We start from the raw sequence: 25223 nt of genomic DNA on the forward strand, positions 1-25223 counted from the left end.
CGACGATCTTCGACCCTCTCCACCCCGGCATCGTGGGGGAGAAGCCCCGTGCTCGGCGGGGTGGCCGATGATCGCGCTCAGGCCCACGGATGCCGACGACCCGGTCGCGCTGCGTGAGGCGCTGGCCCGGGCACTCGACGGCGGACCCGCTCTGGGATTCGGCATGCTCGACGGGGCCCCTGAGCGCGTGCCAGACGGCACGGCCGCGGTCATCGCGACCTCCGGGTCGAGCGGCATCCCGAAGCGGGTGGTCCTGAGCGGGGAGGCGCTCCGCTCCAGCGCCGAGGCCACCGCGTCGCGGATCGGCAGCGGCCGCTGGCTGCTCGCCCTCCCCGCGACCTATGTGGCCGGGCTCCAGGTGCTCGTCCGCTCCGTCGTCGCCGGCACCGAGCCCGCCGTGCTCGAGGGCCGGTTCTCGGCGGAGACGTTCGCGCAGACCACCCTGTCCATGCTGCGCACGGGGGAGGAGAGGCTCTACACCTCCCTCGTGCCCGCGCAGCTCGCGACGCTGCTGGATGCCGCGGACAGCACCCCCGTCCGTGCGGCGCTGCAGGCCTACCGCGCCATCCTGGTCGGCGGTCAGGCGCTGCCGGAGCCGCTCCGCGACCGTGCGGGAGAGCTCGGTGCGCGCCTGGTCCGCACCTACGGATCGAGCGAGACGAGCGGGGGCTGCGTGTACGACGGCGAGCCCCTCGACACGGTCGCCGTCCGTTCCGTCGACGGAGAGCTGCACATCGCCGGACCCATGCTCGCCGACGGCTACCTCGGAGACGAGGAGCTCACCGCCCGCTCCTTCACCCGAGACGAGCACGGCATCCGCTGGTACCGCACCGGCGACCTCGGACTGGTGGAGGACGGCATCGTGCGGGTGCACGGCCGTGCGGACAACGTGATCGTGTCCGGCGGCATCAACATCTCCCTCGACCGGGTCGAGCGGATCGTCCGGCGCGTCCCCGGACTCAGCGGCGCCGTCGTCGTCGGCGTCGCGGACGAGCGCTGGGGTGAGGCCTCCGTGATCGTCGCCGCCCGTGGTGAAGCGCTCCGCCGCAGCGAGTCCGAGCAGCTCGCCCACGCGAGGGATGCCGTCGCCGAAGAGCTCGGCAGGCACGCGCGCCCCGCGCGGCTCATCCTCGTCGACGAGCTCGACCTCCTGACCTCGGGCAAGCCCGACCGCGAGTCGATCCGCAGGGCCGTCTCCGAGCTGCGCTGATCGTCGCCCTGGCGGGCGCGGTCTCCGGCAGGTGCCAGACTGGAGCATGGCCACGTACACGCATGGACACCACTCGTCCGTCCTCCGCTCCCACAGCAGCCGCGACATCTCGAACTCCGCCGAGTACCTCCGCCCGCACCTCACCCCGTCGACGCGGCTCCTCGACGTCGGGGCCGGTCCCGGATCGATCACGGTCGACTTCGCTGGAGTCGTGGCCCGCGTCACGGCCACCGAGATCGACGAGAACGCCCTGGGGCTGTCGCGCGGGCTCGCGGAGAGCCGGGGCGTCGCGAACATCGACTTCTCGGTCGAGGACGTGCACGCGCTGAGCTTCGCCGACGACAGCTTCGACGTGGTGCACGCGCACCAGGTGCTGCAGCACGTCGGCGACCCGGTGCAGGCGCTGCGGGAGATGCGCAGGGTCACCGTGCCCGGCGGCGTCGTCGCGGCGCGGGACGCCGACTACGCGGGCTTCCACTGGTTCCCGATGCTGCCGGAGCTCGACCGCTGGCTCGACCTGTACCGGCGCGCGGCGCAGGCCAACGGCGGCGAGCCGGACGCCGGGCGACGTCTGCTGTCGTGGGCGCGCGCCGCCGGCTTCGACGACGTCACGGCGACGGCATCCACCTGGTGCTACGCGAACCCCGAGGACCGGGCGTGGTGGGGTGGCATGTGGGCCGACCGCATCCTGGAATCCGCGCTGACCCGTCAGCTGCTCGACAGCGGCATGGCGACCGACGCGGAGCTGCGCGGCATCAGTGAGGCCTGGCATCGCTGGGCCGACGACGGCGACGGCTGGTTCCTCGTGCCGCACGGGGAGATCATCGCGCGCGCCTGAGGTTCACAACTCCTCAAGAATCGGGCCGGGATGCGGCGACGGCGTCTTCACAGCGCCCGAACATCGGATTCTTGAGGAGTTGTGAACGCGGCTCGCCGGATACATCCGCAGACGGATGCGGCGTCCTGGCGCGGCCCCGTACCGTAGGAGGGTGTTCCGCCCCGTCTCCCGAGCCTGGCTCGTCGTCGACATCATCGGCGCCGTCTTCGGCTTCGTCGTCACCACCCCGCTGACGTTCATCGCCGGCTCCAGCTGGCTCAGCGCGTGGATCGGCGCCGAGCCGGTGGCCGTGGTGATGTACGTCATCGTCGGCCTCATCCTGTGGGGCGCCGCGGCGATCAGCCGTCTGTCTCCCACCCTCGCGATCGGCGTCGCCTGGTTCGGCGCCGTCGTGCAGATGGCGGCAGGGCTGCCTCCGAGCGCCTATGACGCGGGCATCCTCGTGGTGCTGTTCGCGACGGCCGCGTGGGGCACGCGACGGATCCTCTGGATCGGCGGCGTCTCGGCGCTGGGCGGCGGGATCATCGGCGGTCTCTACTTCGCGGTCATCTGGTCGGGAGAGCTGCTGACGGATGCCGCGAGCACCATGCGCGCAGCGCTGATCGGCTCGCTGATGGCCTCCGTCTTCGTGCTCGCGATGGTGATGTCCTGGGGCACGGGGCTCCTGTGGCGCGTGGTGCTGAACGGCCGGGAGACGCAGGTCGCCCGTGCCCAGGCGGAGCTGATGGCGGCCGAGGAGCAGGAGCGCGTGCGGATCGCGCGAGACATGCACGACATCGTCGCCCACTCGCTGGCCGTCGTGATCGCGCAGGCCGACGGTGCGCGGTATGCGGCGGCGGTCAAGCCGGAGATGGCGACCGAGGCGCTGAGCACGATCGCGCAGACCGCGCGCGGGGCGCTGTCAGACGTGCGGCTGCTCCTCACCCAGCTGCGTCATCGGCAGGGCGACGGTCCTCAGCCGACCCTCGCCGACCTCGAGACCCTCTTCGCGCAGGTGCGTCAGGCGGGCGTCGAACCGCGCATCACCGTCGATCCGATGCCGCCGGGTGAGCCGCCGGGGGCCATCCAGCTCGCCGTCTACCGGATCCTGCAGGAAGCGCTCACGAACGCCATCCGACACGGTGACGGCGCGGTGGACGTGCGGCTCGCGTGGCTTCCCGACCGCGTCGACGTCGTCGTCACCAACGCCTTCGAGAAGGAGACCGCGTCGCTCGGGGGCGGCCACGGCGTGATCGGCATGCGCGAGCGCGCCCAGCTCGTGGGCGGTAGCCTTCAGGCGGGGCAGGAAGGCGAACGGTTCGTCGTGCGCGCCTCGCTTCCCATCGGAGGAGCCGCATGATCAGGGTCGTACTCGTCGATGACCAGGCGCTGTTCCGCGCCGGCATCCGCATGCTCGTCGCGTCGCAGCCCGACCTCGACGTCGTGGGCGAGGCGGGCGACGGGCGGGAGGCGATCGACGTCGTCCTGGCCACGCGCCCCGACGTCGTGCTGATGGACATCCGGATGCCGGTCATGGACGGCCTCACGGCCACCGCCGAGATCCTCACCCAGCCCGACGCCCCTCGCATCGTGATGCTGACGACCTTCGACCTCGACGAGGCGGCGGCCAGAGCCATCCGTCAGGGGGCCAGCGGGTTCCTCCTGAAGGACGCCGACCCCGAGTTCCTGCTCGCGGCGATCCGCACCGTGCACGGAGGGTCGAGCGTGATCGCGGCATCCGCCACCCGTGATCTCTTCGCGCACTTCGCCGAGGCTCCCAAGCCCGTCCCCGCGCAGTACGCCGACCTCACCGATCGGGAGAGGGAGATCTTCGCGCTCGCGGCGAGGGGCCTCTCGAACTCCGAGATCGCCGCGCGCGAGTACCTCAGCGAGGCGACCGTGAAGACGCACATCAGCCGGATCCTCACCAAGCTCTCCCTGCGCGACCGGGTGCAGCTCGTCGTGTTCGCGTTCGAGCACGGGCTCACCTGACCCGATCCGCGGTCCTGGCGCCGAATGTCGGCGGGCGGGAGGATGCTGTCGTCATGACAGAACCTCTCGTCCCGATCCCCGTCCGCCTCGACATCGACGCCGTCGCCCCGCACTTCTCCCGGGCGCTCGCCCATCTCGACAACGCGATGGTCCGCGAGCTCGACGCGGTGGGCTTCGAGAGCCGTCTGCGCGAGCTGGTGCGTCTCAGAGCCTCCCAGCTGAACGGCTGCAGCTACTGCGTCGAGCTGCACTCCGGCGATGCCCTCACGGCGGGCGACACCCCGCAGCGGATCAACGCGGTGGCCGTGTGGCGGGAGTCCCCGCTGTTCACCGCACGCGACCGTGCCGCCCTCGCGCTGACCGAGAGCATCACGAGGACGTCGGAGACGCACGTCCCCGATGCCGACTGGGATGCGGCCGCCGCCGTCTTCCGGCCGGAGGAGCTGGGGGCGCTCGTGGCGCTCATCGTCACGATCAACGCCTGGAACGCGGTCGGGGTATCGACGCACGCCTGGGTGGGGTGATGGCCACAGACGCTTGTGCGGGGTGAAGGCCACGGACGCTTGTGTGGGGTGAAGGCCACAGACGCTTGTGCGGGGTGAAGGCCACGGACGCTTGTGCGGGGTGAAGGCCACGGACGCTCGTGCGGGTGACGGCGATGTCATCCTCCAGATGTACGCGGATGCGCCGCACGGGCGACGCGCCCGCTGACGCCGCCGAAATAGCGTCGAAGGCATGGAGATCACGACCACAGACCTGGGGCTCGCCGCCCGCGTCCAGCACCTGAAGAAGACCTACGGCGCCGGCGAGGGCACCGTGCGCGCCCTCGACGATGTGAGCGTCGGCATCCGTCGCGGTCAGTTCACCGCGATCATGGGCCCATCGGGCTCCGGCAAGTCCACGCTCATGCACATCATGGCCGGACTCGACACCCCCACCGAGGGGCGTGCCTGGATCGGAGACACCGAGATCACCGGACTCGGAGACCTCGACCTCACGATCCTGCGCCGACGCCGCGTCGGCTTCATCTTCCAGGCGTTCAACCTCGTTCCCACGCTCACGGCGCTCGGCAACATCATGCTGCCCTTCGAGCTCGACGGGCGTCGTCCGAGCGCGATCGAGAAGGCCCGCATCGACGGCCTCATCGAGACCCTCGGACTCGTCGCACGCCTGGACCACCGCCCGCACCAGCTCTCGGGCGGCCAGCAGCAGCGCGTCGCGATCGCCCGCGCCCTCGCCACGGCCCCCGACCTCGTCTTCGCCGACGAGCCGACGGGCAACCTCGACTCCAAGACAGGTCGCGAGGTGCTCCAGCTCCTCGCCACCGCCAGCCGCGAGCATGGCCAGTCCATCGCGATGGTCACGCACGACGCGATCGCCGCGAGCCATGCCGACCGCGTGCTCTTCCTCGGCGACGGCCGCATCGTCGCCGATCACCCGCGGCAGACCGCCGAAGAGATCTCGGCGTACATGCTCGCCGCCGAGGTGGCGGCGTGAGCGCGGTCGCGACGGTCGTTCCGCAGACATCGGCGACCGGTCCTCGGCTGGCGTGGCTCCGCGACAGGGGCATGGGCGCCAGCATCCTCGTGGCGACGCTGTCGGCCGCATTCGGCGTGCTCCTGGTGGAGACGACGGTGTTCATCGGCGCGGTGCTGCAGGCCGACCCCTTCATCGGAGACAGCGAGACGCTCGCCATCGTCGTCGGCATCCTGTCCGTGCTGCTGACAGGCGTCGCGATGTACGTCGCCGCGATCGTCACCGCCAACACGTTCTCCACGATCATCGCGGGACGCACCAGGCAGATCGCGCTCATGCGCCTGATCGGGGCCACGGCGCGCTCGCAGCGCGGTGAGGTGGGACGTCAGGGGCTGATCGTCGGCATCATCGGCGCCGTGCTCGGGCTGCTCGCCGGGCTGCTCGCCTCCGTCGCCGGCGTGCAGATCGCCTCTGGGCTGCTCGCCAACCCTCCCGTCGGCTTCTCGCTCGCGCAGCCGTTCATCGTGCTGCCCGCCGTCGGCGTCGCGCTCACGACCTGGGCTGCGGCCTGGGCGGGATCCCGCCGTGTGCTGGCGGTGACCCCGCTGCAGGCGATCGGCGGCTCCGTCGAGCGCACGCACGACGAGGTCTCCCGCCCCGGCCGTCACATCGGCGCGTGGGTGCTTCTGGCCATCGGTGCGGCCCTCCTCGCCGGCGGCGTGCTGGTCGGGCTCGCGAGCCCGCTCGGCGTCGTCGTCGCCTTCTTCGGCGGCCTGCTGTCGTTCACCGGGCTCGCTCTGGGCTCCGTGCTCTTCATGCCTCCGGTGCTCCGCCTCGTCGGCCGTCTCTTCGGGCGCAGTGCGACGGCGCGCCTCGCCGCCGAGAACGCCCTCCGGTACCCGGAGCGCTCCTCGCGCATGGCCATCGGCGTCGTGATGGGCGTCACGCTCGTGACGATGTTCGCCGTCGCGCTCGAGTCGGTGAAGCAGATGATGATCAACCAGGTGGAGGGCGAGGTCCCCGCGGAGTTCTTCGCGCCCTTCGACGCGTTCGCCTCGGTCATGATGGTGCTCGTCGCGGTCTCCGCGGTGATCGCCGCCGTCGGACTCGTGAACCTGCTCACGATCGGCGTGGTGCAGCGCCGTCGCGAGCTCGGGCTGCTCCGTTCGATCGGGCTGTCCAACGGTCAGGTGCGCCGCATGGTGCTGCTGGAGGCGACGCACATCACGGTCGCTGCGACGCTGACCGGACTCGTGCTGGGTGTCGTGTACGGCTGGATCGCCGCGCAGTCGCTGCTGGGATCGGTCCCCACGCTGCCCGACTTCGTGCCGGCGGGTCTCGTGCCTCCGCACGTCCCGTGGCTGCCCATCGTGATCATCGTCGCCGCGACCGCGGTGCTGACGCTCGTCGCGGCGGCCACCCCCACGCGTCTCGCGACCCGCGTCGCTCCGGTCGAGGCGCTGGCCGCCGACTGAACGACTCGGGGCCCGATGCGGGGAGCCGATCTCGCGTGCGGAGCCCCGGTGACGGAGATGGACGCCTCTGCGGTGCGGAGGCGTCCGTTTCGTGCACCCCGTGGCTGCGGACTGCGTCCTGGGGCGGCGGGCCCGCTCTCCGGGGCGCATAGGCTGGACGGATGGCTTCGCCGTTCGATCAGTCCACCTACCAGGTCCGCCACGAGTGGGGTGTCGCCGGGCTCGCCCGCCTGGCGCCGGCCGACATCGTCGTGGTGGTCGACGTGCTGCGGTTCTCCTCGACGCTCCCGGATGCCGTGGCGTCGGGGACCGTCGTCGCGCTCGCAGACGCCGTCGAGTGGTCGAGCAACGGCGCCGCCGTGGCCGCATCGGCGGGCGACGCCCTCGTCCTGGTGGGCGGGCTGCGCAACGCCTCGGCGGTGGCGAGAGCCGTGCAGACCGTGCAGGAGCGACGTCAGGCGCGCACCTCGGTCGCCGTGATCGCGGCGGGCGAGAAGGCGGACGACGGGTCGCTGCGCTTCGCGGTGGAGGATCAGCTCGGGGCGGGGGCGGTGATCGCCGCGCTCACCGACCTCGGCATCGATCACACCGCGCCGGATGCGGCCGTCGCCGCCGAGGGTTTCCGCGCGCTGCGGCGGGCTCTGGGCCACCTGCTCAGCGCCAGCGGCTCCGCCCGAGAGCTGGAGATCGGCGTGGCCTCCACCGCACGGATGGCGGAGTCCGGCATCCGTCCAGCGTCCGTCGCCGAGGCGGCGTCACTGGACTCGAGCGATGTCGTCCCTGTTCTTCGCGAGGGCCTGTTCGTCCGGTTCGAGTAGGCCGCGGCATCCGCCCCGCCGCGACGTAGGGTGGCGGCGCACGGCACGACCATCCGTCGCAGTCCTCAACAGGCCGTGCGTCCGGCGAGGAATCCGCCGCCGCGGACGTAGGGTCGTGGCATGAGGTACCTCCCCGCCTTCCTCGTCGACGCCGTGCTGGTTCTGATCTTCGCCGTGATCGGACGTGCGTCCCATGGCGAGAGTCCGATCGGCTTCCTCCTCACGGCCTGGCCGTTCCTCGTCGCCCTCGTCGTCGGACATGCCCTCGCCGCCCTGATGGGCAGCGGACCGCGCAAGCCGTGGTCGATTCTGTGGGGCGCCGTCGTCTGGGTGGTGACCGTGGCCGGCGGGATGCTGCTGCGGGTGGTCTCGGGCGATACGGCGCAGGTGCCGTTCATCATCGTCGCCACGATCGTGCTCGGTGTCTTCCTGGTCGGATGGCGGGCGCTCGCCGCGCTGTTGCGTCGCAGGCGGGGTGTGCAGGAGAGCACGACGGATGCCGCGGCATCCGATGCCCCCGAGGAGCCGACGTCGGTCTGAGCCCGCGGGCCGCCGTCGGTCAGCGTGCGGACTGTGCCGCCAGCCGCACGTCGGCGGTGATCTCGCGTCGCGTCCAGGTGAACTGATGCCGGGCGTCGAAGGACCGCGAGCAGCGGGCGCACGAGGTCGCACGCGTCGGACGGCGGTGTCGATAGGTCACGTGCCCTGCGGGGCAGGTGCCGACCCAGGGGGCGAGTTCCACCGCCGTCTCGCCGTGATGCGTGGTGCCGCCGACGTAGCCCAGATCGCGCGCGACGCGCTTCCAGGTCGGGCCGTGCGCCGCTCGATGCCCGGCGAGCGCGTGGGCCACCTCGTGCAGCAGCACCTGATGGATCTCATCGTCGTCGAATCGCGCGGCGAGATAGCGCGACACGGTGATCCGTTTGTTCGTGTAATCGCACTGTCCTGCACGGCGCTTCGCATTGTCGAAGCCGAACGACCAGCTGTCATCGAGATGCAGCGTGATCAGTGCTTCGCCCCAGACGCGCACACGGTCGAGTTCCGCCATGCGCCCAGGCTAAGCCATGCCGGGGACGTTGAGGTCGGCTCGACGCACCGCGTCAGGGTGAAGGGGCGGATTCAGCCCGCGACGAGCTGCGTCGATCGACGACGCTCCGCCGCGTCGATGGCGAGCAGCGCCGTCTCCAGCTCGCGGTCCTCGGCGCCGGCCTCGCGGCGCAGGAAGAGCGACCTCTTGAAGCTCTCGCGCGCGGTCTCGTAGTCCTCGGCCTCGTATGCGTTCTTGCCGTGGTGCTGGTGGGCGAAGGCGGCGATCGACAGCCACCGCTGTCCTTCGGCCTCGTCGGCGCAGGTGGCGAGCTCCTGTTCGGCCGCCGCGTGGGCGCCGCGGAACTGCAGGACGGTCGCGTGCAGCACGCGGGCGCGCAGAACGTCCTTGCGGGTGCCGGCCATGCGGGCCTGGCGCACGGCCTCGTCCGCCAGCGCGAGCGCATCGTCGAGGCGTCCGAGCACCTTCAGCAGCCACACGCGCTCCAGCAGAGCCGGAAGGCTGCGCTGATACTCGATCTCGGCGAGCCTCGTCTCGCACTCATCGAGATCGACCAGCTCGCGGAGGGTGTCCTGGTCGTATCCCCGGATGAAACTCATTGCTCTCCTTCCGCAGCGTCCCGCGTTCCAGTCTGCATGGCCTCGCCGCGGTCGCGGGGGCGGCGCGCCCCGCTCCTCGGCATCCGATTCCGCAGGTCGTGCTCCGCCCGGGCTGAGGAGCCAAAGATCGTTGAATGCTGGGCCCCCGAAGGGACACATTTTGACCCCTCACGTATGCGAGGGCATGACGGGGCGAGAGGGCCACGGTAGGAGGGGCGAGATGCTTCTTGACCCCCACTTGCGCTGCGCGCGGTGCGTGAGGGGTCATGAAGTGTTGGGTGCGGGGCTCGTGAGGGGACGTGTTGCGACCTCTCGCGCAAGGGAGCGCGGGGCACACGGGGTGAGGGGTCATGAAGTGTTGGGTGCGGGGCTCGTGAGGGGACGCTTTTTGACCCCTCAGCCCGGCAAAGTGCCGCGAGAGTGAAGGCGGCGGGTCAGCGCAGGAAGAGGGAGGCGTCGGGGCGAGGGGATGCCACGGCATCCGCGTCGGTCACCACTCTCGCGCCCTGGATGAACGAGGCGACCTCCGCGCCCTGGGCGATCTTCGCGGGATGCGGGCCCGCCGCGAGCATCCTCGGCAGCCACTCGGTGGGCAGAGGGGTGGCGGATGCGGCGATCACGAGGTTGCCGAAGCGGCGGCCCTTGAGCACCTGGGTGTCGGCGAGGATGCCGATCTCTGGGAGCACCTCCGCGACGGTCGCGGCCTGGCGTCGGGCGAAGGCGAGGCCCGGTCCGTCGGCCACGTTCACGAGCAGCACGCCGGATGGCGCCAGCAGCTCGCGCAGTTCCCGGTAGAACTCGACGCTCGTGAGGTGCGCGGGAGTCTGCGCTCCGGAGTAGACGTCGGAGACGACGAGGTCGCACGCGCCCGTGAGCGCCGGGGGCAGCTTCTGCACGCCCGCCCTCGCATCGCCGATGCGCACGCGGATCGCCGCGCCCCGGGGCAGCGGCAGGTGCTCGCGCACGAGTGCCGCGAGCGGACCCTCGAGCTCGATGACCTGCTGACGGGAGCCGGGCCGCGTGGCCTCGACGTAGCGAGGGATCGTCATGGCGCCCGCACCCAGGTGCACGGCCGTCAGCGCGCCAGCGGGCAGCTGGTCGATCACGGCGCCCATGCGCACGATGTACTCGAAGTGCAGATGCGTCGGGTCGTCGAGATCGACGTGCGACTGCGGGGTGTCGTCGACGATCAGCTCGAACCCGCTCGTGAACTCCGAGGGCACGATGCGGGCTAGGCCTCCCTGGTCGAGTCGGGCCTGCGGATGCTCGGTGTCTCGTGCGCGCGTCCTGCCCATGCTCCGAGACTACGCGGTCGTGCTCCGAGCCCTACGCGGTCACTTCGACTGCCTGCCGTTGGAGCAGGTCTCCTGATCCACGGATTGTCCGGAGATCTCCGGGGGCAGCGTCGTGCGCACCTCGGGAGTCTCGGTGGGCGTCGCGGTCTCGACCGGAGGCGCGGTGGGCGCCGGGGTGACCAGCTCGACGCCGGAGTTCGTCGCCACGTCGCCGGAGAGGGCGATCGGCTGCCCAGCGATCAGCGCCTGCCAGAGCTGCTCGGCGGCGGCTTCGTCGGGGACGACCCTGTTGCTGTCCGTCGGGTCTGCTCCGTTGGGGAACTGCACGAACACGAAGTCCGAGAACGGCACGTCCTTCAGGGCGAGGCCGAGCTGCGTCAGCGTGAGCGCGTTGTTGAGCGATTCGCTGGGGACGATGTTGTCGGCGACGGTGGTCGCCAGGCGCAGCACCTTCGCCGGATCGGTGAGCGTCTCGGCGCTGAGGATCTTCTTCGCCAGACGCGACATGTACTGCTGCTGGTTCGAGATGCGGGCGAGGTCGCTCTCGTCGCCGACGCCGTGCCTGGTGCGGATGAACGCGAGAGCGTCCGGGCCCGACACCGTGTGGGTGCCCGGCGGCAGGTTGATGCCGGCCTGCGAATCGCGGATGCCCTTGCCCGCGACGCAGACCTCGACGCCGCCGATCGCGTCGGTGATCTCGATCACACCGTCGAAGCTGATCTTGGCGGCGAACCCGATGGGGATGCCGCTGAGCTCGGAGACGGTCTTCACGATGCAGGAGACGCCGGCGCGGTCGAACAGGCTGTTGAAGGCGACCTTGGGGGAGGAGGGCGCAGTGGAGCCGTCTTCTCTCGTGCAGGACGGCACCTTGACCATGAGGTCGCGCGGGAAGGACACCACCGTGACGTTCCGCGGTTCGGCGGAGACGTGCACGAGGAGGTTCACGTCGTTGCGGATGCCGTCGTCGACCTTCTCGCAGCGCTCGGCGAGGTACTGCTTCGAGATCTCCCCGCATTCGTCCGTGCCGACGACGAGGATGTCGAACGACTTGTCCGCCGGATAGGGGCCGAGAGCGGGTGGTGCGACCGTGGGGGCGCCCTCGAGGACGACGGCGCCGTCGCCGATGCGGTTCGCGAAGTCGGCGACGAGGTATCCGGCCACGGCGATCGCCGATACGAGCACGACGCTCAGGGCGATGCCGGTCAGCTTGAGCCCGACGGAGAGGCGAGAGGGGGAGGGCAGATGTGCGTGACGTGCGACGGTCGAGCGGTCGGTGCTGTCGTGGGGACGGCGCATGGGCTGAGCCTACCTTTGGAAATTTGTGTCACGACGAGATGACGATCTTGAGAATTAGTTGCAGCGAATTAGTTAGTCGTGGATACTTATCTCAGTTGGTGAGCACCCGATGCCGCCAGGACGTTTCAAAGAGGAGATCCCTGATGCACAAGCGCATTCTCTCGGCTGTGGCGCTGGGCGCCGTGGCCACCCTGGGCCTTGCAGCCTGCTCGAGCGGTGGAGGAACCGGCTCCAGTGATGGCGGATCCGTCGACGGAAAGGGCAAGGAGCTCACCGTCTGGATCATGAAGGGCACCAACCCCGACTCGACCGCCTTCTACGACGCCGTCTCCAAGGAGTTCAAGAAGGAGACCGGCGCGACGGTCAAGATCGAAGAGGTCCAGTGGGCGGATGCGCACGACCGCTTCGTGACCTCGATCGCCGGACAGACGACCCCCGACATCGCCGAGACCGGCACCACCTGGACCGCCGAGTTCGCCGATGCCGGCGCACTGCTGCCCATCGACGACTACGTCGCCGCCGAGAAGGGCCTCGACAAGGACCTCGTCGAGGGCCTCAAGGTCGCGGGCACCTACGACGGCGAGCTCTACGGCATGCCGTGGTACGCCGGCGTCCGCTCCCTCGTGTACCGCACGGACGTCTTCGAGGAGCTCGGTCTCGACGCTCCGAAGAACTGGGACGACATCGTCGCCGCCGGCGAGGCCATCAAGGCCGCCAAGCCCGACATGCTGCCCTTCCCGGTTCCGGGTGACGCCGAGTTCCAGGTCTACCCCTGGGTCTGGGGCGCGGGCGGAGAGGTCGCGACCCTCGACGGCAAGACGTGGACCAGCGAGCTCGACAGCAAGAAGTCCCAGGAGGGGATCGAGTTCTACACCGACCTCGCGACGAAGCACGGCTTCTCGTCGGCCGGCGCCACGACCTGGAAGGAGACCGACCTCCGCGACGCCTTCACCCAGGGCAACGTCGCCATGATGCTCTCGGGCTCCTGGACCCCCAAGGCCCTCATCGAGGCCAACCCCGAGCTCGACGGCAAGATCGGCGCCGCGGTCATCCCGGGCAAGGACGGCGGTATCGCCCCCTCCGTGCTCGGCGGCTCGCACCTGTCGATCTTCAACACGACCAAGAACGCCGACCTCGCCTGGAAGTTCGTCCAGCTCATGACCACCGGCAAGTTCGCCGAGCAGTGGTCGCAGGAGACCGGCTACTTCCCCGGCGTGCAGTCGGCGATGGAAGAGGCCCTCGCCTCGACCGACCCGCTGGTCGCCCCGTTCGCGCAGCAGATGGTCGAGGGCGGCGCCTCCGTGCCCGTCACCCCGAACTTCGGTGCCGTGCAGGCGAAGAAGACCACCAACTCGATGATCCAGGCCATCCTCAGCGGGCAGAAGGACGTCGCCACGGCGACGAAGGATGCCGCTGCTGAGATGACCGAGCTCCTCAACCAGTAGGAAAGTCTCCCTCCATGTCGATGGTGCAAGCACCGCTGCCGGCCACGAAGGCGGAGTCCTCCTCCGCCTCCGTGGCCGGCAGGCCGCGCGGGTTCTCCCTGGTGAAGGCCCGCCCGTGGCTTCTTCTCGCTCCCGGCCTGATCATCCTCGCGGTGCTCATGCTGTGGCCCCTCGTGCAGGTGTTCCTCTTCTCGCTGCAGGACTACGGTCTGCGCGAGATCAACACCGGCGAGCAGAACTGGATCGGCCTCGAGAACTACGCGAAGGCGCTCAGCGACCCGCAGCTGTGGACCGTCGTGCTGCCGAACACGGTCGGCTTCGCCGCCGTCGCGGTGTTCGTCACCGTCGCCGTCGGCACGCTCGTCGCCCTGCTGCTCGCGAAGCTCGGCCCGGTGTGGCGCACCATCGTCTCCAGCTGCATCATGGTCGCCTGGGCGATGCCCGCGGTGACCGGCACCTACGTCTGGACCTTCATCTTCGATGCCGACCGCGGCATCTTCAACGCAGTCCTGCAGGACCTGGGGCTGATCGACGAGCCCGTCAACTGGTTCACGAACCAGTGGTCGTTCTACGCCATCGTCCTCCTCAACGTCGTGCACCACGGCTTCCCGTTCGTCGCGATCACGGTGCTGGCCGGACTCCTCGGCGTCTCGAAGGAGATGCTCGAGGCCGCCGCCCTCGACGGTGCGAACGCCTGGCGCCGGTTCTGGCAGATCGTCTTCCCGACGCTCAAGCCCGTGTTCTCGGTCGTCATCATCCTGTCGACGATCTGGGACTTCAAGGTCTTCGCTCAGGTGTATCTGATGCCCGGTGGAAACGGAGGCAACCGCTCCGTGCTCAACCTCGGCGTGTGGTCGTACGTCGAGTCCTTCGGTCAGAACAAGTACGGGTTCGGCGCCGCCCTCGCTGTGCTGCTGACCCTCGTGCTGATCGGCATCACGATCGTGTACATCCGCTCCCTCATGAAGGAGGACGAGCTGTGAGCTCCCGTCGGTCTGTCATGTCGAGGGTCGGCACAGGCGTCGCGATCGCCGCCGTCCTGATCTTCACCCTGTTCCCGGTGTACTGGATGGTCTCCAGCGCCCTGGACAAGAAGGCGTCGAGCGGCGGGCAGTCGCTGCTGCCGCAGGAGTTCACGTTCGACAACTTCGCCTTCGTCCTCACCGACGGCGGCTTCGGCACCTACCTGCGCAACTCGGCGATCGTGGCACTGGTCACCGTCCTCGTCAGCGCGCTGGTCTGCCTGCTCGCGGCGGTCGCCGTCGCCCGGTTCCGCTTCAAGTTCCGCACCACCATCCTCATGATGATCCTCGTGGTGCAGATGGTGCCGCTCGAGGCGCTCGTCATCCCGCTGTTCCTCCAGGTCAAGAGCCTCGGGCTGCTCAACAGCATCCTGGGTCTGATGGTCGTCTACGTGGCGCTGTCGCTTGCCTTCGGCATCTGGATGCTGCGCGGCTTCGTCGCCGCGGTCCCGGTCGAGCTCGAGGAGGCCGCGTACATCGACGGTGCGAGCTGGTGGCGGATGTTCCGCTCGATCCTGCTGCCGCTGGTCATGCCCGGCCTCGTCGCGACGAGCATCTTCAGCTTCATCACGGCGTGGAACGAGTTCATCTTCGCCATGACGATCCTCGGCAGCGCGACCGACCAGTACACGGTGTCGATCGGACTCAAGTCGTTCTTCGGCCTGCACTCCAACGACTGGGGCAGCATCATGGCCGCGTCGACGATCATCACCATCCCGGTCATGATCTTCTTCGTGATCGTGCAGCGCCGCCTCTCGGCCGGCATGGTGGCGGGAGCGGTGAAGGGATGAGCGGCGACCTCACCCGCCTCGCCAACGGCGTGCTCTGGCCGGGCTTCTTCGGCACGACGGCCCCCGCGTGGCTCCTGGAGGAGCTGCGCGATGGTCTCGCCGGCGTCGTCTACTTCGGTCAGAACATCAGCGACGATCTCGCCTCCCTCAGCGAAGAGATCCTCGCCGCCCGACCGGACGCGCTGATCGGCATCGACGAGGAAGGCGGCAGCGTCACCCGCCTCGAGACGGCCACGGGCTCGACCCTTCCGGGGGCGGCTCAGCTCGGCCGCCTCGACGACGTCGCGGCGACCGAGGCCACCGGCGCCGAGCTCGCACGACGCGTGCGTGCGATCGGCGGCAACGTCGTCCTCGGACCGGTCGCCGACGTGAACACCGACCCGCGCAACCCCGTGATCGGCGTCCGCTCCTTCGGCAGTGACGAGCAGCTCGTCTCCCGGCACACGGTGGCGGAGGTGCGCGGCATCCAGAACGGCGCCGTCGCGGCCTGCGTCAAGCACTTCCCCGGTCATGGGGACACCCATCTCGACTCGCATCATTCGCTTCCCGAGATCGCCCTGCCGGTCGAGGAGTTCGAGCGCGTGCACCTCGAGCCGTTCCGCGCCGCGATCGCCGCCGGCGTCGACACGATCATGACCGCGCACATCGTCGTCCCCGCGTGGGGCGAGGAGCCGGCGACCCTGAACCCGCGGGTCCTGGGGATGCTGCGCGAGATGGGCTTCGAAGGCGTGATCATCACCGATGCGCTCGACATGGCCGCGATCCGCGAGACCGTCGGCATCGGCGGGGGAGCGGCCAAGGCCCTGGCCGCGGGGGCCGATCTGCTGTGCATCGGAAACCCGACCAACCCGGGCGAGGCCGCGCTTCCCGACCAGGATCTCCGCGACTTCCTCGCGGCGCGCGACGGCATCGTCGCCGCTCTCCGCGACGGCTCGCTGTCGGAGGAGCGGGTCCGTGAGGCCGCGGGTCGCGTCGCCGCGCTGGCCGCGAGACTGCGGGAGGCGGATGCTGTGCAGGTCGCCGACTTCGACGCGGCCGAGGTGGTCCGCAGGGCCGTCGCCGACGCGGGCGTCGCACCGGCATCCGCTCTCTCCGTCGTCGATGCGCGCCGCCGCTCGTCGCTCGCCGTCGACAGCGCTGCGGGCTATGTCGCCGCAGCGCTGGCCGGCGACGGCCACCGGGTGCGGCTCGACGTGGCGAGCACCGGCGTCGAGGAGCAGGATGCCGCGCTGGACGCGGCGGTCGCCGCCGAGGGCACCACGGTGATCCTCGTCGACCGCCCCGACGCCGATCCGGCGCAGCGGGCCCTCGTGGAGCGCGCAGCGCAGCGCGATGCGGCCGCCGTCGCCGTCAACGTCGGGCTGGCCGCCGAGCGCCCGCTGGCACTGCCCACCGTCGAGGTGGGAGCCGCGAGCCGCATCGGGGCTCTGATCGCCAGGGAGACGCTGCTCGGCCGCGTAGGCTGAGCGCGGAGGCCACCGTGGACGCTGACGTTCTCGCACTGGTTCGGCGATCCCTTCCTCGGTTGAGCGCCGCCGAAGCGAGGGTCGCCGACACGATCCTGGGCGACCCGACGCTCGTCGTCGACCTCGCGATCAACGACCTCGCGAAGCTGTGCCGCACCTCGGTCTCCACGGTCGCCCGCTTCGCGCAGTCGCTGGGTTTCAGCGGCTATCGCGAGCTGCGGGTCGCCGCCGCGCGCACGATCACCCTCGCGCAGGCCCAGCAGGCGCGCTTCGGCCTCGACACGACGGCGATCGACCCGGAGGACGGGCCCACGGCGATCGGCGCGAAGATCGCCGCGCAGGAGATCGACGCGATCGAGAAGACGGCGCTGGGCGTCGACGCCGAGGCGCTCGACAGGGTCGCGCGCGCGGTCGTGGCGGCTCGCCACATCGACGTCTACGGGCAGGCGGCCTCGTCGCTCACCGCGCAGGATCTGCAGCAGAAGCTCGCGCGGATCGGCTGCTCGGTGGCGCACTCCGCCGATCCGCATCTGGCACTCACCACGGCGTCCCTTCGCACATCCGACGACGTCGCGATCGCGTTCTCGCACGGCGGGGAGACCGCCGAGGTGGTGCGCGCGGTGGAGGTCGCCAGGGATGCCGGCGCGCTCACGGTCGCCGTCACGAGCGTCGAGGAGTCGACGCTCGCCCTCGCCGCCGACGTGGTGCTGCTCACCCACGCGCAGGAGTCGCCCTTCCGGATGGCGGCGATGTCCAGCCGCATCGCACAGCTCGTGCTCGTCGACATCCTGTTCGTCAGGGTCGTGCAGCATCGCGGACTGCCCGTCGTGATCCCGCTCCAGCTGACGCACGACGCCGCGACCCGCCGAGGGCGCTGAGCCGCGTGTCGTCTCGCTGCGCTCGCTCAACGACCGCGGCGGTCTCGTCCCGCGGGGTGTGGGCTCTTCTTCGCGGAGCGGGCGGCGTCACCTCCGCGGGGTGGGCGCCTTCCCCTCCGTCGAGTGGGCGCCGTCTCCTCCGCGGGTCGTTGAGCGAGGAGCGCAGCGACGAGACGAAACGGGGTGTCGTCCGACGCGCCTCAGTCGACGTGGTCGCGCGTGCTCGCCAGGGCGCGCGTGGCGATGCGGTGCGCGCGGGAGAGACTGCCGCTGAGTGACAGGCCCGTGAGGATGCCGGCCAGGAACCCGGCCGCGAACGCGTCGCCGGCGCCGATCGTCTCCACGACGGCGACGTCGAGGGCGTCGCTGTGCGTGCGCTCCGATCCGTCGAAGGCCTCGGCCCCGCGGGAGTGCGTCGCCAGCAGATATCGGGGTTCGGGGAACAGCTCGCGGAGGCGCTCAGGGTCAGAGGTGCCGAACACGGCCTCGGCATCCGGCCGGGTGCAGAACAGTACGTCGGAACGCCGTGCATAGGCGGCGATCAGGGCCTTTCCCTCGTCTTCCCGCCCGCGCCACAGCGCAGGGCGCCAGTTCACGTCGAAGCTCACCAGACGCTCGCCCCGTGGGGCGTCGAACAGTGCGTCCTGCGCGGCACGGGCGCTCGCCGAGAGGGCGGGCGTGATGCCCGAGGTGTGTACGAGCGCGGCCTGATCGAGCAGAGCGGATGCCGCCGGAGACGCGAGGGTGCCGGGGGAGAGAGCGGATGCCGCAGAGCCCTTCCGGTAGTAGTGCATGGTGCCGTCGATCGAGCCGTCGGGCAGCGGGGACAGCTCCTTCACGTAGAGACCGGTCGGGGCGTCGGGATCGACCTCGACCGCCGAGTCGTCGACGCCGTGGTCGCGCAGCTCGCTGCGCAGGAAGCGACCGAAGCCGTCGTCTCCGACGCGCGACACGACGGCGGTGCGGATGCCCGCCGAGGCGAGGGCGATCGCGGTGTTCCACTCGGCGCCGGCGAGTGATCTGCGGAAGGTCTTGCAGTCCTCGAGCGGGGCCGCCGCGACCGGTACGAGCGAGATCAGACCCTCGCCGACGCAGACGGCGAGGGGAGAGGTGTCGGGCACGTCTCCGACGCTACCGGATCGCCCCGGCACCCGTGAGTCCGATACCGGATCGCAACCTGCAAGCATTTGGCATCTATGGATTCGCTGGGTAGCGTCGAGGGATCACCGTGTCCGGGGGCGAAGAGGCTCCCGGGTCGCGCAACGAAGCGCCCCAACAGGGAAGGTCACACCATGCACCACACAGTCACACGACGGCGGGGTCTCATCGCCGTCACCGGAGCCGCTCTCGCCGCTCTCGTCCTGGCGGGTTGCGTCGCCAGCGAGCGCGGAGACAAGGGTGACACCGCCTCCGGCGACGTCGACGGCACGTTCGTCTTCGCCGCGTCCTCCGACCCGGCGAGCCTCGACCCCGCCTTCGCTCAGGACGGCGAGAGCTTCCGCGTCTCGCGTCAGATCTTCGAGGGTCTCGTCGGCACCAAGCCCGGCACCGCAGACCCGGCTCCGCTGCTCGCGGAGTCGTGGGAGTCGTCCGACGACGGCATGTCCCACACGTTCACGCTCAAGAAGGACGTCACCTTCCAGGACGGCACCCCGTTCAACGCCGAGGCCGTCTGCGTCAACTTCGACCGCTGGTACAACTGGACGGGCCTGGCCGCGTCCGAGGCCTTCGGCTACTACTACAACAAGCTGTTCCACGGCTACGCCTCCACCGCGGCTGACGCCGTCTACAAGTCCTGCACGCCCGACGGCGACGACAAGGTCACGATCGAGCTGAACAAGCCGTTCGCCGGCTTCGTCGCCTCGCTGTCCCTGCCCGCGTTCGCGATGCAGAGCCCCTCGGCGCTGAAGGAGTTCGGCGCCGACGAGGTGTCGGGATCCGCCGAGGCCCCCGTGCTCTCCGAGTACGCCATGGGCCACCCCGTGGGCACCGGTCCCTACCAGTTCGAGGAGTGGGCTCCGGGCGAGCAGGTCACGCTCAAGTCGTACGACGGCTACTGGGGCGACAAGGGCCAGATCGACGAGATCATCTTCCGCACGATCGACGACCCGACCGCACGCCGCCAGGCGCTCGAGTCCGGCTCGATCGACGGCTACGACCTGGTCGGCCCCGCTGACACGAAGGCGCTCTCCGACGACGGCTTCACCATGGTCGCCCGTCCGCCGTTCACCATCCTCTACCTGGCGTTCAACCAGGCGGTGCCCGAGCTGCAGAACCCGAAGGTCCGCGAGGCGCTCTCCTACGCGATCGACAAGGACGCGCTGATCAGCCAGGTGCTCCCCGAGGGCACCAAGAAGGCCATCGAGTTCGTCCCCGAGGTCGTCAACGGCTACAACCCCGACGTCACGACCTACGACTTCGACCCCGAGAAGGCGAAGTCGCTGCTCGCCGAGGCCGGCTACACCGAGGCCAACCCCCTCAAGCTGACCTTCAACTACCCGGTCAACGTCTCGCGTCCGTACATGCCGGACCCCGAGCAGATCTTCACCGTGCTGTCCACGCAGCTCAAGGAGGTCGGCGTCGAGACCACCCCGGTGTCCGAGGAATGGGTCGAGTACCTCGACCGCACCACCGGCACGTCCGACCACGGCATCCACCTGCTCGGCTGGACCGGCGACTACAACGACACCGACAACTTCGTCGGCGTCTTCTTCGGACAGAAGAGCTCCGAGTGGGGCTTCGACAACCCCGAGCTGTTCCAGAAGCTGGCAGATGCCCGCGGCGTCTCCAACCTCGAGGAGCAGAGCAAGCTCTACGAGCAGATCAACGAGGATGTCGCGCAGTTCATCCCCGGTGTCCCGCTCGCGCACCCGGCGCCGACCCTGGCGTTCGACCCCCGCGTGAAGAGCTACCCGGCCAGCCCGGTGAACGACGAGGTCTTCACGGACATCGTCCTCACCAAGTAACGGGCTGACGCCGACAACCGGTCGTTGAGCGAGGAGCGAAGCGACGAGACGAAACGCAGCAGCAGAGACCTGCGGAAGCTGCGTTTCGTCTCGCTTCGCTCGCTCGACGACCGGGTGATAGGAGATCTTCGTGCTGCGCACCATCGGCAGGCGACTGCTGTTCCTCATCCCCACCCTGATCGGCCTCAGCATCCTGCTGTTCGCCTGGGTCAGGGCCCTTCCCGGCGGCCCCGCCGTCGCTCTTCTCGGTGAGAAGGCGACCCCGGAGGCCATCGCCAGAGTCAACGAGCTGTACGGCTTCAACCGACCGCTCATCGAGCAGTACTTCGTCTGGGTCGGCCGTCTCCTGCAGGGAGACTTCGGCACCTCCATCCAGACGAACCGACCGGTCGTCGAGGAGTTCTTCCGTCGCTTCCCCGCGACCATCGAGCTCAGCGTGATGGCGCTCATCTTCGCGGTGGGCGTCGGCGTCCCGCTCGGCTACTGGGCGGCCCGCCGCCACGGCAAGCTGAGCGACCACGCCTCGGTCGTCCTGAGCCTCGTCGGCATCACCATCCCGGTGTTCTTCCTGGCCTTCATCCTGAAGTACGTCTTCGCGGTGCAGCTGGGCTGGCTCCCCTCGGACGGGCGTCAGAACCCGCGGATCGACGCGACACATCCCACGGGCTTCTACGTGTGGGACGGCCTCATAACGGGGGAGTTCGACGCCGCCTGGGATGCGATCCTGCATCTCGTGCTGCCCGCCCTCGCCCTCGGCACCATCCCGCTCGCGATCATCGTGCGCATCACCAGGGCGAGTGTCCTGGAGGTGCAGAACGCGGACTACGTGCGCACGGGTCGTGCGAAGGGCGTCGGATCCTCGACGCTGCGCAACCGGTTCATCCTGCGCAACGCCATGCTCCCGGTGATCACGACGATCGGCCTGCAGACCGGTCTGCTGATCTCCGGCGCGGTGCTCACCGAGACGGTGTTCGCCTTCCCCGGCATCGGATCGTTCCTCGCGAGGGCGATCTTCACCAGGGACTTCCCCGTCCTCCAGGGGTTCATCATCTTCATCGCGATCGCGTACGCGCTCATCAACCTCGCGGTCGATGTGTCGTACAGCTTCATCGATCCGAGAGTGCGGGTGCAGTGATGGCCCGGCTCAGCATCCGAAATGAGGTGACGTCATGAGCGTCGCACTCCCACCCGCCCAGGGCGGCGAGATCATCGACACCGTCGCGATCGCCCAGGCGGACCTCAAGGACGGACCCGGCGGCTTCTGGCGCGACGTGTTCCGCCGCATCCGCCGCAATCCGACCGCCTGGATCGGCGCCGGCATCGTCCTGCTGTTCCTGCTGGTCGCCGCCCTCGCGCCCATCCTCGCTCCGTACCCGGAGACGGCCCTGCCCGGTGCGAAGTTCATCACGCCGACGCACATCCCCGGACCGGGGGAGCTGGCGCAATTCCCGCTCGGGCTCGACCGCTTCGGCGGAGACGTGCTCTCCAAGCTCATCTGGGGCGCCCAGGCGTCGCTGCTCGTCGGCGTCATCTCCACCGTGATGGGTCTCGCCGGCGGCATGCTGCTCGGCCTCCTGGCCGGCACGTTCGGCGGGTGGGTCGACACGCTCATCATGCGCTTCGTCGACATCATCCTGTCGGTGCCGAACCTGCTGCTCGCGGTCTCGATCGCCGCGATCCTCGGGCAGACGCCGTTCGCCGTGATGATCGCGATCGGTGCGGCGAACGTGCCGATCTTCGCCCGTCTGCTGCGGGCGTCGATGCTCCAGCAGCGATCGAGCGACTACGTCCTCTCGGCGCAGACGCTCGGACTCGGCCGCGGTCGGATCACCATGTCGCACGTGCTGCCGAACGCGATCGGGCCGGTGATCGTGCAGGGCACCCTGACGCTCGCCACCGCCGTCATCGACGCGGCAGCGCTCTCGTTCCTCGGACTCGGCGGCGGACGCCCCGAGACGGCGGAGTGGGGCCGCATGCTCACCTACGCGCAGGACGAACTGGCGATCGCACCGTGGCTGGCGTTCTTCCCCGGCATCTGCATCGCGATCACCGCGCTCGGCTTCACACTGTTCGGCGAGGCCCTGCGTGAGGCCATGGACCCGAGGACGAGGGCACGATGAACGATCTGAACCAGAGACAGCCGCTGCTCACCGTCGAGGGACTGGCCGTCGACTTCTCGACCATGGACGGCGTCGTGCACGCCGTCGAGGGCGTCGATCTCGACATCGCGGCGGGTGAGACCGTCGCGATCGTGGGGGAGTCCGGGTCGGGCAAGTCGACGACGGCGATGGCCATCATCGGCCTGCTCGCCGGCGGAGGGCGCATCGCCAGCGGCACGATCCGACTCGACGGCAAGGAGATCGGACACGCACCGGAGCACGAACTGCGCAAGATCCGCGGACGGGACATCGGCCTGGTGCCTCAGGATCCGATGTCGAACCTGAACCCGGTCGCGAAGATCGGCACGCAGGTCGCCGAGACGCTGCTCGCGCACGGTCTCGCGAACAGGCAGAACGTGCAGGCGAAGGTCGTCGAGGCGCTCACCGCGGCTGGTCTCCCCGACCCGGAGCGGCGGGCGAAGCAGTATCCGCACGAGTTCTCCGGCGGCATGCGGCAGCGCGCGCTGATCGCGATCGGCCTCGCGTGCAAGCCCCGCCTGCTGATCGCCGACGAACCGACCAGCGCCCTCGACGTGACGGTGCAGCAGACGATCCTCGACCAGATCGGGGCGATGACGCGCGAGCTCGGCACCGCCGTGCTGCTCATCACGCACGACCTCGGCCTCGCGGCCGAGCGGGCCGAGCGGGTCGTCGTGATGCACAGGGGCCGGGTCGTCGAGCGGGGGCCGGCGCGGCAGATCCTCGAGGATCCCCAGCATCCGTACACGCAGTCCCTGGTGAAGGCCGCGCCCTCCGTCGCCGCGGCACGGCTGCGGCCCGAGGCCTTCGTGTCCGCCGCGAAGGAGCGCGAGGAGGAGGCAGAGGCGGAGTCGGCTCCTGTGGACAACATCGTCGAGATCGAGAACCTCACGAAGGTCTACCCCGTCCGCGGGCGGGGCGAGGACTTCGTGGCGGTGAACGACGTCTCGCTCGCGATCCCGCGGGGGGAGACGGTCGCCATCGTGGGCGAGTCGGGGTCGGGCAAGACGACGACGGCGAGGATGCTGCTGAAGGTGATCGAGCCGACGAGCGGCCTGATCCGCTTCGAGGGAAAGGACGTGTCGTCTCTGAGCAAGGCGGAGACGCGCGACTTCCGCCAGCGGGTGCAGCCGATCTTTCAGGACCCGTACTCGAGCCTGAACCCGATGTTCACGATCGAGCGCCTGATCGCCGAGCCCCTCGACTTCTACCGGAGGGGCAGCGGCGCTGATCGCCGCAAGCGCGTCCGTCAGCTCCTCGACGACGTCGCGCTGCCGCAGTCGATGCTGAGGAGGTACCCGTCGGAGCTCTCGGGCGGTCAGCGTCAGCGCGTCGCGATCGCGAGGGCGCTCGCGCTTTCGCCGGATCTCATCGTGTGCGACGAGCCGGTGTCGGCGCTGGACGTGCTGGTGCAGGACCAGGTGCTCACGCTGCTGCGCGACCTCCAGAGCGAGTACGGCCTGAGCTATCTGTTCATCTCGCACGACCTCGCGGTGGTGCGGCTCATCAGCGACTACGTGTGCGTGATGAAGGACGGCTCGCTCGTGGAGGCGGCCTCCTCGGAGGAGATCTTCACGAACCCTCGCGATCCGTACACGCGGCGCCTGCTCGCGTCCATCCCGGGCAACGAGCTCAACATCGCGTCCTGAAAGGCTCGCTCTCGAAGACCCCCTGTCGCCCCGGAACGTCGGTCGCGGCAGGGGGTCTTCCGCATCGGCACCAGGCGGGTGTCGGATCCTGTGGATAGGCTGAGCGGCATGCGCACCCCGCTCCGTTCCGCCGCCGTCCTGCTCGCCGCGTCGCTCGCGCTCACCGGGTGCTCGTCGGCCATCCCCGCCCCTGCGAGTTCTGACAAGCCGTCGGCGTCGGCATCCGAGTCCTCGGGCTCAGGCGCCTCCGAGCTGAGCGCCACGCCGTCGACGGGCCCCGTGATCACGGGATCCGCGTACACCTTCAACGCCCCCGAGGGGTGGTCGGTGCCCACGCAGGAGATCCCCAACTTCACGCCGGACAGCATCGTCGCCGACGTGGCGGATGCCGACGGCTTCGCCGACAACATGAACGTCGTGAAGTCGCCGGCCGGTGTGGTCACCGCCGACCAGGTCGAGTCCGCGGGCGTCGCCGAGCTGAAGGCCGCGGGCGCATCGAATGTCACGGTGAACCCCCGTCAGACCATCGCGGGCTCCGAGGCCGCGCACCTGTCGGCGGAGATGTCCGGCGGCGGCGTGACCGCGGCCATGGAGCAGTACTACCTGAGCAATGACGAGGCGACCTTCGTCGTCACGTTCTCGTTCAACAGCACGGTCGCCCAGGCCGATCGGGTCGCGCTCGCCGAGTCGGTGCTCGCCTCGTGGAAGTGGTCCTGACCCTCGCCTGAGCACGGGAGCGGATGCCAATACCGCAGCATCCGGAATTGGTCAAGGATTTGACTTGCCATGTCGTGGAATCGCACGTATAGTTGGTAGTTGCGCTCGCTTCTCCGTGCCCTCAT

At 69.7% G+C, this 25223-nt stretch carries 24 protein-coding genes; 19 read left to right on the plus strand and 5 right to left on the minus strand.

Annotated features, from left to right (window positions below; genetic code table 11):
• Positions 1–67: 67 nt before the first annotated feature.
• The 9 genes from ACFY5A_RS09150 (at position 68) to ACFY5A_RS09190 (ending at position 8328) form a co-directional block, all read left to right on the plus strand.
• Complete coding sequence (locus ACFY5A_RS09150; protein ID WP_387233360.1) at positions 68–1210, plus strand: AMP-binding protein; 1143 nt, start codon at positions 68–70, stop codon at positions 1208–1210.
• A 46-nt stretch (positions 1211–1256) separates the two neighbouring features.
• Complete coding sequence (locus ACFY5A_RS09155) at positions 1257–2048, plus strand: class I SAM-dependent methyltransferase (RefSeq protein ID WP_387233363.1); 792 nt, start codon at positions 1257–1259, stop codon at positions 2046–2048.
• 151 nt (positions 2049–2199) lie between these two features.
• Complete coding sequence (locus ACFY5A_RS09160; protein WP_341940100.1) at positions 2200–3387, plus strand: histidine kinase; 1188 nt, start codon at positions 2200–2202, stop codon at positions 3385–3387.
• Positions 3384–4019 (plus strand): response regulator, encoded by a 636-nt coding sequence (locus ACFY5A_RS09165; RefSeq protein WP_387233367.1) that lies wholly within the window; start codon positions 3384–3386, stop codon positions 4017–4019. Before ACFY5A_RS09160 ends, ACFY5A_RS09165 begins: the two co-directional genes overlap by 4 nt.
• Before the next feature lie 53 nt (positions 4020–4072).
• Positions 4073–4543, plus strand: coding sequence for a carboxymuconolactone decarboxylase family protein (locus tag ACFY5A_RS09170; protein ID WP_341940099.1), 471 nt, complete (start codon positions 4073–4075; stop codon positions 4541–4543).
• A 211-nt stretch (positions 4544–4754) separates the two neighbouring features.
• A complete protein-coding gene (locus ACFY5A_RS09175; RefSeq protein WP_387233370.1) occupies positions 4755–5516 on the plus strand; it encodes an ABC transporter ATP-binding protein in 762 nt (253 codons plus the stop codon).
• The gene (locus tag ACFY5A_RS09180) at positions 5513–6970 is read left to right on the plus strand and encodes an FtsX-like permease family protein (protein ID WP_341940097.1); all 1458 of its coding nucleotides are present in this window, start codon (positions 5513–5515) and stop codon (positions 6968–6970) included. The genes ACFY5A_RS09175 and ACFY5A_RS09180 overlap by 4 nt, the downstream gene beginning before the upstream one ends.
• A gap of 161 nt (positions 6971–7131) precedes the next feature.
• Positions 7132–7788 (plus strand): 2-phosphosulfolactate phosphatase, encoded by a 657-nt coding sequence (locus ACFY5A_RS09185; protein ID WP_387233373.1) that lies wholly within the window; start codon positions 7132–7134, stop codon positions 7786–7788.
• A 120-nt stretch (positions 7789–7908) separates the two neighbouring features.
• Positions 7909–8328: a DUF3054 domain-containing protein gene (locus ACFY5A_RS09190; protein ID WP_105676052.1), complete on the plus strand. Its 420-nt coding sequence runs from the start codon at positions 7909–7911 to the stop codon at positions 8326–8328.
• Positions 8329–8347: 19 nt separating this feature from the next.
• Here ACFY5A_RS09190 and ACFY5A_RS09195 read toward each other — a convergent pair whose 3' ends face one another.
• The 4 genes from ACFY5A_RS09195 to ACFY5A_RS09210 form a co-directional block, all read right to left on the minus strand.
• Positions 8348–8836: a SprT-like domain-containing protein gene (locus tag ACFY5A_RS09195; protein ID WP_105676054.1), complete on the minus strand. Its 489-nt coding sequence runs from the start codon at positions 8834–8836 to the stop codon at positions 8348–8350.
• A 71-nt stretch (positions 8837–8907) separates the two neighbouring features.
• On the minus strand, positions 8908–9435 hold the full coding sequence (locus tag ACFY5A_RS09200; RefSeq protein ID WP_105676056.1) for a hypothetical protein: 528 nt from the start codon (positions 9433–9435) through the stop codon (positions 8908–8910).
• 434 nt (positions 9436–9869) lie between these two features.
• Positions 9870–10730, minus strand: a complete 861-nt coding sequence (locus ACFY5A_RS09205) for a spermidine synthase (protein ID WP_387233376.1) — start codon at positions 10728–10730, stop codon at positions 9870–9872.
• Positions 10731–10769: 39 nt separating this feature from the next.
• On the minus strand, positions 10770–12026 hold the full coding sequence (locus ACFY5A_RS09210; protein ID WP_387233379.1) for an LCP family protein: 1257 nt from the start codon (positions 12024–12026) through the stop codon (positions 10770–10772).
• Positions 12027–12169: 143 nt separating this feature from the next.
• Here ACFY5A_RS09210 and ACFY5A_RS09215 point away from each other — a divergent pair, with 143 nt between their 5' ends.
• Genes ACFY5A_RS09215 through ACFY5A_RS09235 form a run of 5 tightly spaced genes read left to right on the plus strand, consistent with a single transcriptional unit; the run spans position 12170 to position 17628 of the window.
• Positions 12170–13471: a sugar ABC transporter substrate-binding protein gene (locus ACFY5A_RS09215; RefSeq protein ID WP_105676062.1), complete on the plus strand. Its 1302-nt coding sequence runs from the start codon at positions 12170–12172 to the stop codon at positions 13469–13471.
• A gap of 14 nt (positions 13472–13485) precedes the next feature.
• Positions 13486–14454 carry a carbohydrate ABC transporter permease gene (locus tag ACFY5A_RS09220; RefSeq protein ID WP_223587013.1) on the plus strand — a complete coding sequence of 323 codons (969 nt, stop codon included), beginning with the start codon at positions 13486–13488 and terminating at the stop codon, positions 14452–14454.
• A gap of 17 nt (positions 14455–14471) precedes the next feature.
• Positions 14472–15284: a carbohydrate ABC transporter permease gene (locus ACFY5A_RS09225; protein ID WP_387235914.1), complete on the plus strand. Its 813-nt coding sequence runs from the start codon at positions 14472–14474 to the stop codon at positions 15282–15284.
• Positions 15281–16750, plus strand: coding sequence for a glycoside hydrolase family 3 N-terminal domain-containing protein (locus tag ACFY5A_RS09230; protein ID WP_341940092.1), 1470 nt, complete (start codon positions 15281–15283; stop codon positions 16748–16750). The genes ACFY5A_RS09225 and ACFY5A_RS09230 overlap by 4 nt, the downstream gene beginning before the upstream one ends.
• Positions 16751–16764: 14 nt before the next feature.
• Positions 16765–17628, plus strand: a complete 864-nt coding sequence (locus tag ACFY5A_RS09235; RefSeq protein WP_105676071.1) for a MurR/RpiR family transcriptional regulator — start codon at positions 16765–16767, stop codon at positions 17626–17628.
• Positions 17629–17828: 200 nt separating this feature from the next.
• Here ACFY5A_RS09235 and ACFY5A_RS09240 read toward each other — a convergent pair whose 3' ends face one another.
• Positions 17829–18749, minus strand: coding sequence for a sugar kinase (locus ACFY5A_RS09240; RefSeq protein ID WP_341940091.1), 921 nt, complete (start codon positions 18747–18749; stop codon positions 17829–17831).
• A 171-nt stretch (positions 18750–18920) separates the two neighbouring features.
• Here ACFY5A_RS09240 and ACFY5A_RS09245 point away from each other — a divergent pair, with 171 nt between their 5' ends.
• The 5 genes from ACFY5A_RS09245 to ACFY5A_RS09265 all read left to right on the plus strand — a co-directional run bounded on the left by ACFY5A_RS09245 (position 18921) and on the right by ACFY5A_RS09265 (position 25098).
• On the plus strand, positions 18921–20594 hold the full coding sequence (locus ACFY5A_RS09245) for an ABC transporter substrate-binding protein (protein ID WP_105676075.1): 1674 nt from the start codon (positions 18921–18923) through the stop codon (positions 20592–20594).
• Between the two features lie 130 nt (positions 20595–20724).
• Complete coding sequence (locus tag ACFY5A_RS09250; protein ID WP_105676077.1) at positions 20725–21729, plus strand: ABC transporter permease; 1005 nt, start codon at positions 20725–20727, stop codon at positions 21727–21729.
• 34 nt (positions 21730–21763) lie between these two features.
• Positions 21764–22714 carry an ABC transporter permease gene (locus ACFY5A_RS09255; RefSeq protein WP_105676079.1) on the plus strand — a complete coding sequence of 317 codons (951 nt, stop codon included), beginning with the start codon at positions 21764–21766 and terminating at the stop codon, positions 22712–22714.
• A complete protein-coding gene (locus tag ACFY5A_RS09260; RefSeq protein ID WP_387233384.1) occupies positions 22711–24381 on the plus strand; it encodes an ABC transporter ATP-binding protein in 1671 nt (556 codons plus the stop codon). Before ACFY5A_RS09255 ends, ACFY5A_RS09260 begins: the two co-directional genes overlap by 4 nt.
• Positions 24382–24489: 108 nt before the next feature.
• Positions 24490–25098 (plus strand): hypothetical protein, encoded by a 609-nt coding sequence (locus ACFY5A_RS09265; protein WP_341940088.1) that lies wholly within the window; start codon positions 24490–24492, stop codon positions 25096–25098.
• Positions 25099–25223 lie beyond the last annotated feature (125 nt).

The organism is Microbacterium sp. NPDC012755 (genome assembly GCF_042901325.1).
GTDB lineage: Bacteria > Actinomycetota > Actinomycetes > Actinomycetales > Microbacteriaceae > Microbacterium > Microbacterium natoriense.